The 13590-nt window shown below is 63.6% G+C and carries 18 protein-coding genes; 6 read left to right on the top strand and 12 right to left on the bottom strand.

Features of this window, described 5'->3' with window-relative positions:
• Window positions 1-477: 477 nt before the first annotated feature.
• The 4 genes from KJQ96_RS23325 to KJQ96_RS23310 form a co-directional block, all read right to left on the bottom strand.
• Window positions 478-732, bottom strand: coding sequence for a hypothetical protein (locus KJQ96_RS23325; RefSeq protein WP_213288846.1), 255 nt, complete (start codon window positions 730-732; stop codon window positions 478-480).
• Between the two features lie 274 nt (window positions 733-1006).
• Complete coding sequence (locus KJQ96_RS23320; RefSeq protein WP_213288845.1) at window positions 1007-1291, bottom strand: DUF1488 domain-containing protein; 285 nt, start codon at window positions 1289-1291, stop codon at window positions 1007-1009.
• A 46-nt stretch (window positions 1292-1337) separates the two neighbouring features.
• Window positions 1338-1634: a hypothetical protein gene (locus KJQ96_RS23315; protein WP_213288844.1), complete on the bottom strand. Its 297-nt coding sequence runs from the start codon at window positions 1632-1634 to the stop codon at window positions 1338-1340.
• On the bottom strand, window positions 1627-1896 hold the full coding sequence (locus tag KJQ96_RS23310; protein WP_213288843.1) for a hypothetical protein: 270 nt from the start codon (window positions 1894-1896) through the stop codon (window positions 1627-1629). The genes KJQ96_RS23315 and KJQ96_RS23310 overlap by 8 nt, the downstream gene beginning before the upstream one ends.
• 468 nt (window positions 1897-2364) lie before the next feature.
• Between KJQ96_RS23310 and KJQ96_RS23305 the strand changes: the two genes are divergently transcribed.
• Window positions 2365-2598: a hypothetical protein gene (locus tag KJQ96_RS23305; RefSeq protein WP_213288865.1), complete on the top strand. Its 234-nt coding sequence runs from the start codon at window positions 2365-2367 to the stop codon at window positions 2596-2598.
• A 170-nt stretch (window positions 2599-2768) separates the two neighbouring features.
• Here KJQ96_RS23305 and KJQ96_RS23300 read toward each other — a convergent pair whose 3' ends face one another.
• On the bottom strand, window positions 2769-3614 hold the full coding sequence (locus KJQ96_RS23300; protein WP_213288842.1) for a methyltransferase domain-containing protein: 846 nt from the start codon (window positions 3612-3614) through the stop codon (window positions 2769-2771).
• 78 nt (window positions 3615-3692) lie between these two features.
• On the opposite strand from KJQ96_RS23300, the gene KJQ96_RS23295 reads away from it, so the two are divergent.
• From KJQ96_RS23295 to KJQ96_RS23280, 4 genes are read left to right on the top strand one after another with little or no spacing between them, the layout of a single operon-like run.
• Window positions 3693-4502, top strand: coding sequence for a ComF family protein (locus KJQ96_RS23295; protein ID WP_213288841.1), 810 nt, complete (start codon window positions 3693-3695; stop codon window positions 4500-4502).
• Window positions 4503-4544: 42 nt separating this feature from the next.
• Window positions 4545-4817 carry a glutaredoxin 3 gene (gene grxC / locus KJQ96_RS23290; protein WP_213288840.1) on the top strand — a complete coding sequence of 91 codons (273 nt, stop codon included), beginning with the start codon at window positions 4545-4547 and terminating at the stop codon, window positions 4815-4817.
• Window positions 4814-5692 carry a carbon-nitrogen hydrolase family protein gene (locus KJQ96_RS23285; RefSeq protein ID WP_213288839.1) on the top strand — a complete coding sequence of 293 codons (879 nt, stop codon included), beginning with the start codon at window positions 4814-4816 and terminating at the stop codon, window positions 5690-5692. Before grxC ends, KJQ96_RS23285 begins: the two co-directional genes overlap by 4 nt.
• Entirely contained in the window at window positions 5689-6159 is a 471-nt protein-coding gene (locus tag KJQ96_RS23280) for a DUF1178 family protein (RefSeq protein ID WP_213288838.1), read from the top strand. Before KJQ96_RS23285 ends, KJQ96_RS23280 begins: the two co-directional genes overlap by 4 nt.
• Window positions 6160-6266: 107 nt before the next feature.
• Here KJQ96_RS23280 and KJQ96_RS23275 read toward each other — a convergent pair whose 3' ends face one another.
• The 6 genes from KJQ96_RS23275 to KJQ96_RS23250 all read right to left on the bottom strand — a co-directional run bounded on the left by KJQ96_RS23275 (window position 6267) and on the right by KJQ96_RS23250 (window position 11599).
• The gene (locus tag KJQ96_RS23275; RefSeq protein WP_213288837.1) at window positions 6267-7166 is read right to left on the bottom strand and encodes an EamA family transporter; all 900 of its coding nucleotides are present in this window, start codon (window positions 7164-7166) and stop codon (window positions 6267-6269) included.
• A 242-nt stretch (window positions 7167-7408) separates the two neighbouring features.
• Window positions 7409-7741, bottom strand: coding sequence for a GIY-YIG nuclease family protein (locus KJQ96_RS23270; RefSeq protein WP_213288864.1), 333 nt, complete (start codon window positions 7739-7741; stop codon window positions 7409-7411).
• Between the two features lie 234 nt (window positions 7742-7975).
• Window positions 7976-8599: a peptidoglycan recognition family protein gene (locus tag KJQ96_RS23265; protein ID WP_213288836.1), complete on the bottom strand. Its 624-nt coding sequence runs from the start codon at window positions 8597-8599 to the stop codon at window positions 7976-7978.
• Window positions 8600-8647: 48 nt separating this feature from the next.
• Complete coding sequence (locus KJQ96_RS23260) at window positions 8648-9871, bottom strand: GGDEF domain-containing protein (RefSeq protein ID WP_213288835.1); 1224 nt, start codon at window positions 9869-9871, stop codon at window positions 8648-8650.
• 658 nt (window positions 9872-10529) lie between these two features.
• Window positions 10530-11147, bottom strand: a complete 618-nt coding sequence (locus tag KJQ96_RS23255) for a LysE family translocator (protein WP_213288834.1) — start codon at window positions 11145-11147, stop codon at window positions 10530-10532.
• Between the two features lie 50 nt (window positions 11148-11197).
• Window positions 11198-11599, bottom strand: coding sequence for a response regulator (locus KJQ96_RS23250; protein ID WP_213288833.1), 402 nt, complete (start codon window positions 11597-11599; stop codon window positions 11198-11200).
• A 143-nt stretch (window positions 11600-11742) separates the two neighbouring features.
• Between KJQ96_RS23250 and KJQ96_RS23245 the strand changes: the two genes are divergently transcribed.
• A complete protein-coding gene (locus tag KJQ96_RS23245) occupies window positions 11743-12585 on the top strand; it encodes an SDR family oxidoreductase (RefSeq protein WP_213288832.1) in 843 nt (280 codons plus the stop codon).
• A 184-nt stretch (window positions 12586-12769) separates the two neighbouring features.
• Here KJQ96_RS23245 and KJQ96_RS23240 read toward each other — a convergent pair whose 3' ends face one another.
• Window positions 12770-13576, bottom strand: a complete 807-nt coding sequence (locus KJQ96_RS23240; protein WP_213288831.1) for a lytic transglycosylase domain-containing protein — start codon at window positions 13574-13576, stop codon at window positions 12770-12772.
• Window positions 13577-13590: the final 14 nt, after the last annotated feature.

Below are 13590 nucleotides of genomic sequence, written 5' to 3'. Positions count from 1 at the left end.
GATTGATCGAAGCGATCCGAGCATGAGACAGGCTGCAAGGCCAGCTCGTCGGGCTGCCCAACCATAAGTCCGCGTTTTTACACAGCCTCGACCCTTATCGGACATTCGGCGTGGTGCTCCATCCACAGTCCGCGCCTGGGGGAGACTACGTGAACAAGCGGTCGGTCGCTTTATCGAGCCGCTTGTCCGAACCGCTCGCGTCATTTAGATGACCAATCAACTCGGACAGCCGGTAGATGTTGATCCCTTTGAGGTCATATAGCTTCGTACCATTACGGTCGAAAATTTCTCGACCCACTATAACACCGACGTGACTACCCTTGCTGTTGAATATATTGCCTTTCACAAGAGCCTCCTTGCTTCAGGCCGAGCCGTGCGAATCGCTGCGCTCTTTCGCTGTTGTATCAGAGCCGCCTTTATGGGGCGGCCTCGGTCACCGCCGCGCCGCCTCTGCCGAGCACAAGGCAGGCCAATGGCTCATTGAGCTGGCTTCGTTGAGCCCGCGCCGGGATCAGCAATCGTCTCCCAGTTGTTGCCGCAAGCGGAACACCGCCATTCGTTGACAACGCCCGTGGGCAAATAGGTTGAACTGACCGGGGCAGTGACAAGTTGTCCGCAGTTGCAGGTATTGGTCCCTCGTGATGGAGAGCGGCGCGGCTCGCTGACCATTCTAGAAGCCCAGCGGCGCTCGAACCTTCGCTGAAAATGCAATGGATAGATGATCGAATTCATGGGCTCCCTCCTGTTGGGCGGCGGGAGCACGTTACGGTCTCTCAGTCACTGAAGCCTTTTTACGATCAGTGATACTAGTAATATGGGGCTTGAGCCACCCTATGGCTAGTCCGAAGCTCTTAGAAACTTTCGCGTCGGCTGCGGGAAACGATGTAGATGAACCGCGTCCATCGGATCTGCCAGCGGGCGTTCGTTTGCGTGCTGCCGAGCGCATGGAGCGGTCGCTAACCCCGACAGCAGCACTTCCTCATGTGCCGCGGCGAGCCGCGCGGTCTTATCGCAGCTTTCGGAAATCGATGCTGCGCAGGACAATTCCGGGCGGCGTGCCCTCGAACTCGGTCGCCCGATATTTGTCGGCTGCGCACGCCTCGATGCGCTCGCGCAACCGCATGAATTGCCCCTCACGCTGGCCCGCTCTCGCGCGCACCACACCATCCAGCTCATCCATGGCGGAGGTCGAGACCGCGCAAGGGATCTCCCTGTTGCCGTCGAGCATCGAGAACAGCACCACCATCCTGTCGTACTCGTAACTGATGAAGCGTCCGTGCGTGAGCATCATGTGACCTACTCCTTACGCGGCGCCGCGATCGCAGCCCTCTTTTGCCTCAGCCCTGCTCAGTGAGCCGGGCAAAGTCCTCGAGGATGGCCGCGACGAGGTCGCGATGCCTTGTGTCTTCCGGCGCCAGTCCTGCGGCATACAGCTTCAGGATGTAGCGCGCCTTGGCGGCCGCCTCCGGCCACGACGCGGCGGGAAACGCCAGCAGGTGATCTTCGATCTCGGCCCGCCGTTCGCGCAGCTCCCGCGCATGGGTCTCGACTTCCGCCAGCGCGCGGCGGATGTCGGTCGCTTTCTGCGCCGCCATGCCGCGGTGGCTGTCGAGGTCGAGTGGTTCGTCAGTCATCGGATGTGCTCGCGTCGATGCGCTGGGCGTCCGACAAATCGACCGGGCCGATCGAGACCACCTCCATCGCCAACCCGCGCGAGCCTTCCGCCGGCACCTTGATCATGGTGGCGACGCGGCGGAACGCCGCGAACGAAAGGTCCTCGATCGTCTCCTCATCGGTGACGACCTCGTAGGCGCCGGCGGGCAACAGGCGATCGATGCCCCTGATCCGGAGCGGATGTTTGAAGGTGACGACTTCACGTCGGGAACGGATGGTCATGCGCGCCTGCCTTTCGCAAAAGTGCCGGCGCCGGCGCTGCCCGCAGAGCAGCATGCGCCCCCTCCGCCGCAATAGCCATCGCTTTCTTGCCGCGCGGCGAATGGAGGCAGTTCCTTTTCGCTTCCTGCGCGCTCTTGCCGCGGCCGGCGCGAAGCGTTTTGGCGTTCGCTATTGCTGGAACATCAGCGTAGGGTGAGCCATCACCGCGTTTCCCACGGCATCCACCGGTGACTGAGGGCCGCGCGCGCTCCCGCCACAAAGCGGAGGAGCATCCCCTTGCGGCAGTTTCGCCTGGCCGAGTGGATCGTACCGCCCGTCATCATCCCGCTGCTGCTTGCAATCGTGGTGATCGCGGTGGCCGTCCTCCATTCCTAAACTGAAATACCGGGTCAGTGGCAACCATGAAGGGGCCCGCGAAATCTCGGCCGCGTCACGGCGGCTGCCGCGCTGAAGAAGGCCAGGCAGTTCGTGCAAGAAGGCTACATCGACGTGAGGATCTGCACCCCGCGCGGGCAGGTCCTGTTGTCAGACGAATTCAATCATCTTGAAAAACAGGAGGAGACTGCCATGGCCAAAAGCCAGCAACGAGGCAACCGCGAAGCCAAGAAGCCCAAGAAAGAAAAGGTCAAGGTCATCGCCGCGGCGCCCAGCCAAAAGGCCGCGACCTGGCAGCCGAGCTTCATACCAGGGAGGAGGAAATAGCTCCGGTTGAACCGGTCAATCTCTCAACGATCGGCTGCTATTGGCCCTTCGCGACATATTGCGCCGCCGCGCGAGCCTGGTCGCAAACTGGGCAAAGCGGACATAGTCTTCGTCGCGTCGCGCCGACGGGTTATGGGTACACGGCCCAATCTCACCCCGCTTTAGGTTGTCTATTTGGGAGCAGTTTTCTTCACCGCCGCTTCCAGGCTTGCTTTCGCCGAGCCGGGCTTCAACGGCTTCTGCTGGCTCTCATGCGGCGCCCAGCCGGACAGCCAGATCACGTCGAAGGTCGCGCGGATGCGGCCGTCGGCGTCGGCAAAGCGCTCGCCGTAGATCTGCGCCATACGCAGCATGGTGGCGCGGCGGGTCGGCGTGCGCCGCCGCTCGATCAGGATATTGGTCGCCGCCATCCGCCTGATATCAGCCATCAGCGCAAACGCGCTGTCGTAGCGCACCACGACGCGATCGACATCGGTGACCGGCAGCGCGAGCCCTGCGCGCTGCAGCAGGCTGCCGATGTCGCGCAAATCCGCAAACGGCGCGACGCGCGGCGACACTCCGCCCTCGCATTCGGCTTCCGCCGCGGCAAAGCTCTGCCGGAGCTCCGTCAACGTATCGCCCCCGATCATCGCTGCTAGCAACAGCCCATCCGGCTTCAACGCGCGGCGGATCTGCGCCAGCACGCCGGGGAGATCGTTGACGAACTGGAACGCGAGCGCGGAGACCGCGAGGTCGAGCGATTGCGGCGGCAAGCGCAGCGTTTCGGATTGATCGACATCGATGCGGGTGATGGATGAGAAGCGATCGGCCAATGGCTTTCGCAGGAGCTCGCCGGGCGTCCAGATGTCGGCCACATCGGCAAAACTTCGCGTCACCGCCTGCAGCCGCTCTTCGAAATCTTCCCTGATACGATCGAGCAGGAATGTCGCCGGCCCGCCGCGCCGCGCGCGGTCAAGCCGCGCGCGCAAGAGCGCACGGTCGAACAGGATGGGCGCGCTGACCGGGTTCGAAGCCATGCGCGGTTGGTACGCTGGCTGCCTATCTCTGGCAATGCCGTGCTTGAGCCGCACGCGGCACAGCGCTAGCCTCACGCCATGGACGCCGAGGCATCACCACCACGCTCCATCTCCAGCCAGCTTCGCGGCGCGTTGAGCGCCTGCCGCGACGCATTCGCGCATCTGCCGCGGCTCGCGCTCGACATCGCACTGCCGACGCAGTGCGTTTCCTGCCGCGAACCGGTCCATGGCGAGGGCGTTTGCGCGACATGCTGGGCGAAACTGTCGTTCATCGCGCCACCGTTCTGTCCGCGGCTCGGCATCCCCTTCGTCTATGATCCCGGCCCCGAATTGCTGTCGATGGAAGCGATCGCCAATCCGCCGGCCTACCAGCGCGCCCGCGCCGCAGTGCGCTATGACGACGTCGCGCGAACCTTGGTTCATTCGCTGAAGTACCAGGATCGCACCGATCTGGCGCCCGCGATGGGCCGCTGGATGGCCCGTGCGGGCAAGGAATTGCTTGATGAAGCCGACGTGCTGGTGCCAGTTCCCCTGCATTGGCGGCGCGGCTGGAGCCGCCGCTACAACCAGTCCGGCGCGCTGGCGCGGGTGATTTCGCGCCAAACCGGCGTCAAACTGGCCTCTGAGGCGCTTCGTCGCATTCGCGCAACCGAGCAGCAGATCGGGCTGTCCCGACCACAGCGCGCAAGCAATGTGCAGGGCGCCTTCAAGGTCGCCGCCGACCGCGTGGCCGACATCCAGGGCCGCCGCGTCATCCTGATCGACGACGTGCTGACGTCAGGCGCCACGACCGACGCTTGCGCCCGGGCGCTACTGCGCGCCAAGGCCGCGCAGGTCGACGTGCTGGTATTCGCGCGGGTTGTGGACAGCCACCGGGCTCCCATATAATTCAAAGACTTGCAATTCAAAGACTGCCAATCAGAGCGCGCCATGACCGCCATTGAAATCTATACCCGCCCGGGCTGCGGCTACTGCACCGCCGCCAAATCGCTGCTGACGCGCAAGAACGCCGCGTTCACCGAACGGAACGTGGCCGCCGACCCGGCCTATCGCGAGCAGATGTACGACCGCGCAGGCCACGGCTCGACCTTCCCTCAGATCTTCATCGGCATAACCCATGTCGGCGGCTGTGACGAGCTTTATGCACTGGACCGCGCGGGCAAGCTCGACGCCTTGCTGACGGGAGAAAAGGCCCCCTCATGAGCGCTGGTTCCACCTTCACCGCTGCGATGGTGCAGATGCGCACCGGGCTGCTGCCCGAACCGAGCCTCGAACAGGGCATCAACCTGATCCGCGAGGCCGCAGCGCAAGGCGCCGACTACGTGCTCACGCCCGAGGTGAGCAACATGATGCAACTGAACCGCAAGGCGCTGTTCGAGCATCTTGCATCGGAAGCAGACGACCTCTCGCTAAAAGCCTATCGCGCGCTGGCCGCGGAGCTGAAGATTCATCTTCATATCGGCTCGCTGGCGCTGCGCTTCTCGCCCGAGCGCGCCGTCAACCGCTCGTTCCTGATCGGGCCCGACGGCAATTTGCTCGCCAGCTACGACAAGATCCATATGTTCGATATCGACCTGCCCGGCGGCGAGAGCTATCGCGAATCCGCCAACTACCAGCCGGGCGAAACTGCCGTGATTTCCGATCTGCCGTGGGGGCGGATCGGGCTGACGATCTGCTACGACGTGCGGTTTCCGGCGCTCTATCGCGCGCTGGCCGAAGCCGGCGCGTCGTTCCTCACCGTGCCCTCGGCCTTCACAAGGAAGACCGGCGAGGCACATTGGCACGCGCTATTGCGCGCCCGCGCCATCGAGACCGGATGCTTCGTGTTCGCTGCGGCGCAATGCGGCATGCATGAGAACAAGCGCGAGACCTACGGGCATTCACTGATCATCGGCCCCTGGGGCGAGATCCTCGCCGAGGGCGGCGTCGAGCCCGGCGTGTTCCTTGCTGAGATCGACACATCCAGGGTCGAGACGGCTCGGAGAGCCGTGCCGTCGCTGCAGCATGGCAGACGCTTCGGCATTGCCGATCCCAAGGCCGGCCCCGAGCATCTGCACCTCGTCCGGGGCTCGGCATGATCCGCTACAACCTTCGCTGCGAGAAGGGCCATGCTTTCGAAAGCTGGTTTCAAAGCTCCGCGGCTTACGAGACCCAGGAAAAGCGCAAGCTGGTGAGCTGCCCGAATTGCGGCTCGGTCAAGGTCGAGCGCGCCATCATGGCTCCGCAGATCGTCAGCAGGAAGGGCCGCGAGCAAGCCGCGCCTACGCCGGCCGCACCTGCGGAAGCAACCGGATCGGAATCGACGCCGCTGTTGATGGCGCAGGAGCGCGAGCTGCGCGCCAAGCTGAAGGAATTGCGCGATCACATCGTCAAGAATGCCGACAATGTCGGCGAGCGCTTCCCCAACGAAGCGCGCAAGATGCATTACGGCGATATCGAGCACCGCCCGATCTACGGCGAAGCCACGCCGGATGAGGCGCGCGCGCTGATCGACGAAGGCGTCGAGGTCTCCCCGCTGCCGGTACTGCCGGAAGATAGGAATTGATGACGCCGTAGGGTGGGCAGAGCGACAGCTTGCCCACCATTGTCTCGCGCGATTAAGAATGGTGGGCACGGCGCAAGCGCGCCTTTGCCCACCCTACGGCTCCCGAATCAAACCGCCACCAATAGCGCCACGCCCACCACGATCAGCACAATGCCGGACAGTTCGCGTGCCGACATCGGCTGCTTGAACGAGTAATACGACACGGCCTGCGCGAACAATACCTCGACCAGCGCCAGCGTGCGCACGTTTGCCGCCGCCGTCAGTGCAAGTGCCAGAAACCAGAACTGCGAGGCGAACGCACCCATGAAACCTGCGAGCATCGAGGGCTTCCACAACCGCAAAATTGCCTTCAGCACGTCGGGCGCGCGGGCGAGCAGATAGATCGTCAGCACCAGTGTCTGCACGAACAGGCCGAACACCAGCGTGCAGGACGCTGCGGTTACGAACGTCACGCCGGGCACGGAAATAACGGCGCCGCGAAAGCCGACCGCCGACAATGCGAAGAAGCCTGCGGCGACGAGGCCGACGATGGTCGGCCTGATCTCCGCAAAGCTCTTTTCGCCGCCGGGCCGCAGCGCCGTGATCACCACGCCCACCGTCGCGATGACGATCGCGATCACCTTGAGCCAGGTGAGGTGATCGCCAAGGAAGATGAAGCCGAAGATCGCGGCCTGGATCGCCTCGGTCTTGAGATACGCGGTGGTCACCACGAAGGAGCGGTCGTTCATCGCCACCAGCATCATGCCGGTGGCGACGATCTGGCTGAGCGCACCCAGCAGCAGCCACGGCCAGAACACGGGCGCCGGCCACGGCACCTTGTCGCCGGTCACCGCCAGCACCACGGCCAGGAACAGAATCGAGAACGGAAAGCCGAACAGGAAGCGGATATTGGTCGCGCCCCAGGTCCCGAGCGGCCCCGTCAACGACCGCTGCATCGCATTGCGCGCGACCTGGCCCAGCGCAGCGATGATGGTGAAGGGAATCCAGAGCGTGGCGACGGAGAGCATGGGAAATACCGGCAGGATGCTGCTGCACCGTGCCGGCCGCGATGCGTCAGGTCAACAGAACCGGCGTCATGACAGGATTGCGTGCGGCAAAAACTCACCGTCGTCCCTGCGAACGCAGGGACCCATACGCGGCGGCCCGCGGAAATGGCACACGGCGAGACGGCTACGCTTCAGCAATGTAAGCTGGTGGTTATGGCCCCTGCGTTCGCAGGGACGACGGCGATTACGTGCGATGGCGAGCCTCAAACAATCAAATCACTAAGATCCCGCCACTCCAGATTCTCTCGCTCGATCAGCTCGATCTTCCAATCCCGCTTCCAGCGCTTGAGCTGCTTTTCCCGCGCAATCGCTTCATCCGCTCGTTCGAACGCCTCGACATAAACCAGCCGGTAAACGCCGTAGGTTTTGACGAACGATGACCCCTCGCCGTTGCGATGCTGCTCCATCCGTTTCGCCAGCGAATTGGTCACCCCGATATACAGCGTCCCATGACGCCGGCTCGCGAGGATGTAGACGCATACATGCGCGGCTCTCGTCGTCCCTGCGAATGCAGGGAGCCATACCGCGTGATCTATCGAGGAAGCGCTGTAGCAGACACTTTATCACACAATGAAAGCCGGTGGTTATGGGCCCCTGCGTTCGCAGGGGCGACAAGTTGAGGGGTTCTCGCCTCTATTCCGTCTTCCCTACGACCCGTCTTCGCCAAGGCTTCGCCGGGGTTTGACGTTGGGCTCGCCGAAGCTTTAGCGAAGGCGGCACGCAAGCGACCAATGCGCCGCGGCGGATGTGAGACAGACGATGCCCGATGCCTACTCGCCCCACTCCCGCGCCATCTTTGCCAGGGCGCAGCCTTCGCAATAGCGGGCGTCCTTGAAGTCGATCCAGTTGTGCGCATAGACGCGATCGAGCGGAATGCCGTAACGCGCGCGCAGCACCTTTACCAGAATACGCCACGCTGCGATCTGCGCATCCGTCGGGCCCCGCGTCACATCAGGATAATTGCCGGCGAATTCGACGCCGACCGAATTGCTGCCGACCACCTGACGATAGGTCGGGCCGTTGTCGATATATTTGTTGTCGTTGCGGTTGGCGCCGTCGCCATGCGTCGGAACGAGATGTTCGCCGACCGCCCAGTACACCGTGCCGTCGGTTTCGACCCAGACCATCACGCCGCGCCGCGTCGGGTTCTTCGATTGCGCCAGCGCGCCGCCGCGCGCGGAGCCCGCCGGCCCCTCGGTCTGATGCACGATGATGTTGCGCCAGGGATGGGCCTTTGCGAGATCGCCCCATGGCGCCAGCCAGACCATCTTCAAGCCGGGAATATCCGGCGTGCCCGCCGAACGCGCGATCGCGGCGAGGTCGGGCGATTGCGCGGAGGCGCAAGCAGGAAGCGAGAGAGCGAACAGTACCGCCGCGACGAGGCGAAAATTCATGACCCGAAAATTCGTGACTGGTCCAGTGACGAACCTTAGTAGCACGTCTCAGGCCTGCTTGCGGAGGGCCGCGTCCGCTGCCGCCTCAGTCTCGGGCACCAGCGGCGGCGCCGGATCGTAGACAGCAAAGCCGTTCCGGCCGGCCTTCTTGACGTCGTACAGCGCATGGTCGGCAGCGGCGATCAGGCGATCGGGGAAGCCGCCCATCTCGCGGCTCCATTGTGCGACGCCGATCGAGACGGCGATCGGAATGTCGTTGCCGGTGCATTGTTCGGCGTCCGCGCGGCAGACCTCCAGCACGCGGCGCGCGATCATCGCGCCCTCGCGCAGCGTCGAGGACGGCAACACGATGCAGAATTCGTCGCCGCCGGTGCGTGCCAGCATGTCGCCGGGCCGCAGCCGGGTTTGCGCCATCAGAGTGAAATGCTGCAGGCAGGCGTCGCCCGCGGCGTGACCGTAGGTATCGTTGATGCCCTTGAAGCCGTCGAGATCGATCACCAACAGCGCGAAGGGCTGACCGCTGCGCTCGGAGCGCGCGCATTCTTCCGTGAGCCGCTGCACCAGATAGCGGCGATTGCGGACGCCGGTAAGGTCGTCGAGCAGCGCCAGATCCGCGACCTCGTTGCGCAACCGGTCCATCGCCATCAGCAGGAAGCCGAAATTCAGCGACATCGACAGAAATACCAGCACCAGGATGACGACCGACTGCGCCGGGGTGAAATGCATGTAGGAGAAGCCGGGCCCCATGCCGGTGACCGCGCCGGTCAACCGAACCGCGAGAATGGCCATGATGATGATGGTGACGACGCCGGCCAGCCGGGCGCCCGGATTGATGCGCCCTTCGTGCGTGGTCAGCAACAGCTTCAGGCCCAGCGCCATCGGCAGTACTTGGGCGATCGTAAAGACGGTCATCCGCGCTGGCACGCTGTCGTAGACGAAAATGAAAAAGGACAGACCGACAAAGGCAAAGCCGGTGGTCAACGCAGTGTGAAGCCACGAAACGGGCCGGGTGAAGAATTTCTGAATTCCCATCGTGGCAAGGCAGATCGCCAGTACCAGCGTGGTGCCGGCGAACAGCAACGGCACGAGAGAATCTGCGAAGACTACGCGCAGCGTCGCCATCGCAGCGCCCGCCGCCGCCGTGAACGCCGAGCCGGTCCAGAACCGCGCTGCCTCGAACGACGGATAGCAGCGCATGACGTAGGCCCAGATCAGGCCCAGCGCGAGAAAATTGATGACGAATACCGTCCACAGCGTCGGAACGCTCAGCATCGCGAACTCAGGACGCGCACGCGTCCCCTCTCCCCTGTTGTCTAACGACCGCCAGGGACTTCCGCGCGCGCCCCGAGCCTTCTCCCACAACAATCCCCGTCGTCTTACCGGACAAATGCATCTGCGCCGCTTAACGGACCGTGATGGCCGCCGGCCAATCCAAACCGTGGTTTTGAATTGATGAAGATCGCGCGCGTTCGGACATCGTTAAGCATGATGCGCGCGCATGCGAGCGGCAGCGGCGATGCTCGTTTCGGCCAAAAATCGCATCAAAATGCATAACAACTGTGGATAACGTGATGACACCGCCATGACGGCACGCGGCAGCAGCCTGCGAATCTGCTGGGATCGTGTGCGAGGATGTTGCGAGGCTGGCCCTCCGCCAAGCATGCCTCGGTGTCGCGTTTCAATCCATGAAAACCTTGAGAGGATACTATGGCTAAGAAAGCGAAGAAGGCGAAAAAGGCGAAGGCCAAGAAGGCCAAGAAGTCGAAGAAGAAGTGAATTTCGGCCCGGGTGGAGTGCTCAGCTCCGCCCGGGCTCCCAACTCCGGGGTTAATTTTGGAGAATGGCGGGCCGCGGGTCCGCCTTTTTATTTGCGGCTACCAACTCAATATGGATGGCGTTGCTGCGCCTGCATTGACGGCCACGCGAAAATCTACCGCTCCGCAAGCGCCAGCTTCGCCCCGAGCGCGGCAAATCCCGCTGCAAAGCTGCGGCGCAGCCAGGCCATCACCTTCGGCCGGGTGATGACGCGGTCGCGCATCGCGGCCGCGAACAGGCCGTAGAGCGCGAACACCGCAAACGTCATCGCCATGAAGGCTGCGCTTAATTCCAGCATCCGCGCCAGCGGATGCGGCTCGTCGACCGCGACGAATTGCGGCAGGAAGGCCAGGAAGAAGATCGAGAGTTTTGGATTGAGGATGTTGACCAGGACGCCGGTCACGATGACGCGCCGGCTGGAGCGCACCTTCGCGGCCGGACGCGCGTCGATCGCAAGCGCGCCCGTCTCGCGCAACGCCTGCCAGGCCATGTAAAGCAGATACGCCACGCCGCACCATTTCAGCGCGGCAAAAGCCAAAGCACTGGTGTGCAACACGGCGGCGAGCCCGAGCATGGCGGCCAGCATATGCGGCACGATGCCGAGGGTGCAGCCGAAGGCGGCCGCGATACCGGGCCGTGCGCCCAGTGTCAGCGCCACCGCCAGCGTGTACAGCACGCCGGTGCCGGGGGAAGCGACCACGATCAGCGAGGTCAACAGGAACGACAGGGTCATGCCCTGCTATTAACACGACGACATTTGGCGCGAAAGCAGGGCTGCGGCGCTCACGGGCGCGGTCCGCCGCCGTGCTCTCGTGCATAGACCATGCGCTCCGCCTCGCGGATCACGTCGAGCGGCGCCCAGGGCTTGGCCCAGAACTGCACGCCGTCGGGCAATTCCTGATGCAGCGGCTTGCCAGAGGTGACGATCACGCCCATCTCGGGGTTGTACTTCCTTGCGATGTGCGCGAGCTCGACACCATCCATGTTGCCGGCAAGCTGCACGTCGGTCATCATCAAGACCAGACTGCCGGCTGCGCGCTCCAGCACCTGCTCAGCGGCTTCGGCACTCTCACATTCGATGACATCGACCTCACTCTCCTCCAGCAGCAGGCAGATCATGTTCCGCTGCATCGGGTCGTCCTCGACAATGAGGGCCGTTGCGCGATGGGGTTTGGATTGTCCCATGTGAGTCTCCTCTCAGAATCGCGTCGCCGCCTCTGTCGGGTATTCGACACTAAGCGCGGAAACCGCTTTATGGTTCAGTTCCAATTTGCGAAAGTTCGCAGGAACCCACCTATTTTTTCGACCTGCAAGGAGTTCGATCCGAGATGACTGCGATATCCGGAAGCGCGGCCGCCGTGACCGGCGCCGCCAGCGGCATCGGCCGCGCGCTAGCGCTGGAACTGGCCGCGCGTGGCTGCGATCTCGCGCTCGCCGACCGCGACGAGGCCGGGCTGCAGCAGGTGGCCGCCGAGATCGGAAAAGCGAACAAGCGCAAGGTAACGATCCACCGCGTCGATTTCGGCGAGCCCGCCCAGATCCGGGAATTTGCCAACGCGGCAATCGCCGCAGATCCGGAGCTGAACATCGTCATCAATAATGCCGGCGTCGCCCTGCTCGGCGCCTTCAATGAGGTCGACCAGGCGCAGATGGAATGGCTGATCAACATCAATTTCTGGGGCGTGGTGCACGGCACGCGCGCCTTCCTGCCGCATCTTTCGACGAAGCCGGAGGCGCATATCGTCAACCTCTCCTCGATCTTCGGCATCGTCCCCCCGCCCGGCCAGACCGCCTATTGCGCCGCCAAGTTCGCGGTGCGCGGATTTTCGGAAAGCCTGCGGCATGAGCTCGCGATGGCGAACAGCCCGGTGAGGCTCTCCGTGGTGCATCCCGGCGGTGTCCTGACCAACATCGTGCGCAATTCCCGCACCGGCAGCGGCATCGCCGACAATGCGCGCCGCGCCGAATCGATCGAGCGTTTCGACGCGATCGCCAGGACCACGCCGGCGGCCGCGGCGCAACGCATCATTCTCGGCATCGAGAAAAACCAGCCGCGCATTCTGATCGGCAACGACGCGAAGTTCATGGACCTCTTGCAGCGGTTTCGCCCGGCGACCTATTGGGCGGTGCTGGCGAAGCGGATCGAGAAGATGGGCGCGCAGCCGAAGTGAGCGACGCGACACTCACAACGGGCTGTCGTCCCTGCGAACGCAGGGACCCATAACCACCGGTGCTGTTGTTGGAGCGGGAATGCAACACATACTGCCACTCTCATAGCCGCCGCGGCGTATGGGTCCCTGCTTTCGCAGGGACGACGAAAGTGGATTTGTCGCATCGAGCCCGGAATAATGGGAGCTAGCGCGCCACCAGCCGGTCCGCAAAATACCCAATCGTCTTGCGGTAGATCGTCGCCCTGTTCCACTCCCGCATGGCTTCGAAATTCGCAGTGCCCTCGCCATATGGCGCGCCGGCCTTGAAGCCTGACACGTGCAGCAGGTTCGCGGTGGAGGCGAGCACGTCGGGCACGCTGTGGCGCAGGTCGACATGGCCGTTGCCGTCGAAATCGACGCCGTATTTGATGTAGGACGACGGCAAGAACTGCGTCTGGCCGATCTCGCCGGCGAACGCGCCGGTCAGGTCGCGCAGGGGGAGATCGCCGCGCTGCACGATCTTCAGCGCGGCCAGCAATTCGCCCTGAAACAATTCGGTGCGGCGGCAATCATGGGCCATGGTCATCAGCGTGCGGATCACCGGCATCTTGCCGATGTCGCCCTTGCCGTAATCGCTCTCCAGCCCCCAGATCGCGACGATGATCTGCGGCGGCACACCGAACTTCTGCTCGATGCGCGCCAGCAGTGACGCGTGCCTCAGCAGCATCTGCCGCCCGATGTTGATGCGTCCGGGGCCGACGCGGGTGGAGACATATTGCTCGAACGTCTTGTTGAAGGTGCCGCGCTGTCGGCGGTCGAAAGCGAGCACCGCCGGATCCTGCGTGATGCCGGCAAAGGCCTGGCCGATCACCGCTTGCGACACGCCGGCCGCCTGCGCCTCCGCCGCCATCGCCGAAACGAAGGTGTTGAAATCGCCGCCACAGCGGGCGGCGTAGGTGGGGGTGGAGAAGATGACGGCGCCGAGAAAAATGGCCCAACGAAAAATGCGCATGCGAATCCCTTGTT

This window comes from Bradyrhizobium sp. sGM-13, from assembly GCF_018398875.1.
Classification (GTDB): Bacteria; Pseudomonadota; Alphaproteobacteria; order Rhizobiales; family Xanthobacteraceae; genus Bradyrhizobium.
Note: the sequence above shows the minus strand (reverse complement) of the source record. Positions and strands in the feature narration are given on the sequence as shown.

What these genes read in the sequence shown, in the direction of transcription:
- KJQ96_RS23275 (WP_213288837.1), bottom strand. Translation starts at nt 7,166, where the DNA reads ATGCTCTCCGTCGCCACGCTCTGGATTCCCTTCACCATCATCGCTGCG.
- KJQ96_RS23285 (WP_213288839.1), top strand. Translation starts at nt 4,814, where the DNA reads ATGAGCGCTGGTTCCACCTTCACCGCTGCGATGGTGCAGATGCGCACC.
- KJQ96_RS23300 (WP_213288842.1), bottom strand. Translation starts at nt 3,614, where the DNA reads ATGGCTTCGAACCCGGTCAGCGCGCCCATCCTGTTCGACCGTGCGCTC.
- KJQ96_RS23255 (WP_213288834.1), bottom strand. Translation starts at nt 11,147, where the DNA reads ATGACCCTGTCGTTCCTGTTGACCTCGCTGATCGTGGTCGCTTCCCCC.
- KJQ96_RS23260 (WP_213288835.1), bottom strand. Translation starts at nt 9,871, where the DNA reads ATGCTGAGCGTTCCGACGCTGTGGACGGTATTCGTCATCAATTTTCTC.
- KJQ96_RS23315 (WP_213288844.1), bottom strand. Translation starts at nt 1,634, where the DNA reads ATGACTGACGAACCACTCGACCTCGACAGCCACCGCGGCATGGCGGCG.
- KJQ96_RS23245 (WP_213288832.1), top strand. Translation starts at nt 11,743, where the DNA reads ATGACTGCGATATCCGGAAGCGCGGCCGCCGTGACCGGCGCCGCCAGC.
- KJQ96_RS23320 (WP_213288845.1), bottom strand. Translation starts at nt 1,291, where the DNA reads ATGATGCTCACGCACGGACGCTTCATCAGTTACGAGTACGACAGGATG.
- KJQ96_RS23265 (WP_213288836.1), bottom strand. Translation starts at nt 8,599, where the DNA reads ATGAATTTTCGCCTCGTCGCGGCGGTACTGTTCGCTCTCTCGCTTCCT.
- KJQ96_RS23295 (WP_213288841.1), top strand. Translation starts at nt 3,693, where the DNA reads ATGGACGCCGAGGCATCACCACCACGCTCCATCTCCAGCCAGCTTCGC.
- KJQ96_RS23240 (WP_213288831.1), bottom strand. Translation starts at nt 13,576, where the DNA reads ATGCGCATTTTTCGTTGGGCCATTTTTCTCGGCGCCGTCATCTTCTCC.
- KJQ96_RS23325 (WP_213288846.1), bottom strand. Translation starts at nt 732, where the DNA reads ATGAATTCGATCATCTATCCATTGCATTTTCAGCGAAGGTTCGAGCGC.
- grxC (WP_213288840.1), top strand. Translation starts at nt 4,545, where the DNA reads ATGACCGCCATTGAAATCTATACCCGCCCGGGCTGCGGCTACTGCACC.
- KJQ96_RS23310 (WP_213288843.1), bottom strand. Translation starts at nt 1,896, where the DNA reads ATGACCATCCGTTCCCGACGTGAAGTCGTCACCTTCAAACATCCGCTC.
- KJQ96_RS23280 (WP_213288838.1), top strand. Translation starts at nt 5,689, where the DNA reads ATGATCCGCTACAACCTTCGCTGCGAGAAGGGCCATGCTTTCGAAAGC.
- KJQ96_RS23250 (WP_213288833.1), bottom strand. Translation starts at nt 11,599, where the DNA reads ATGGGACAATCCAAACCCCATCGCGCAACGGCCCTCATTGTCGAGGAC.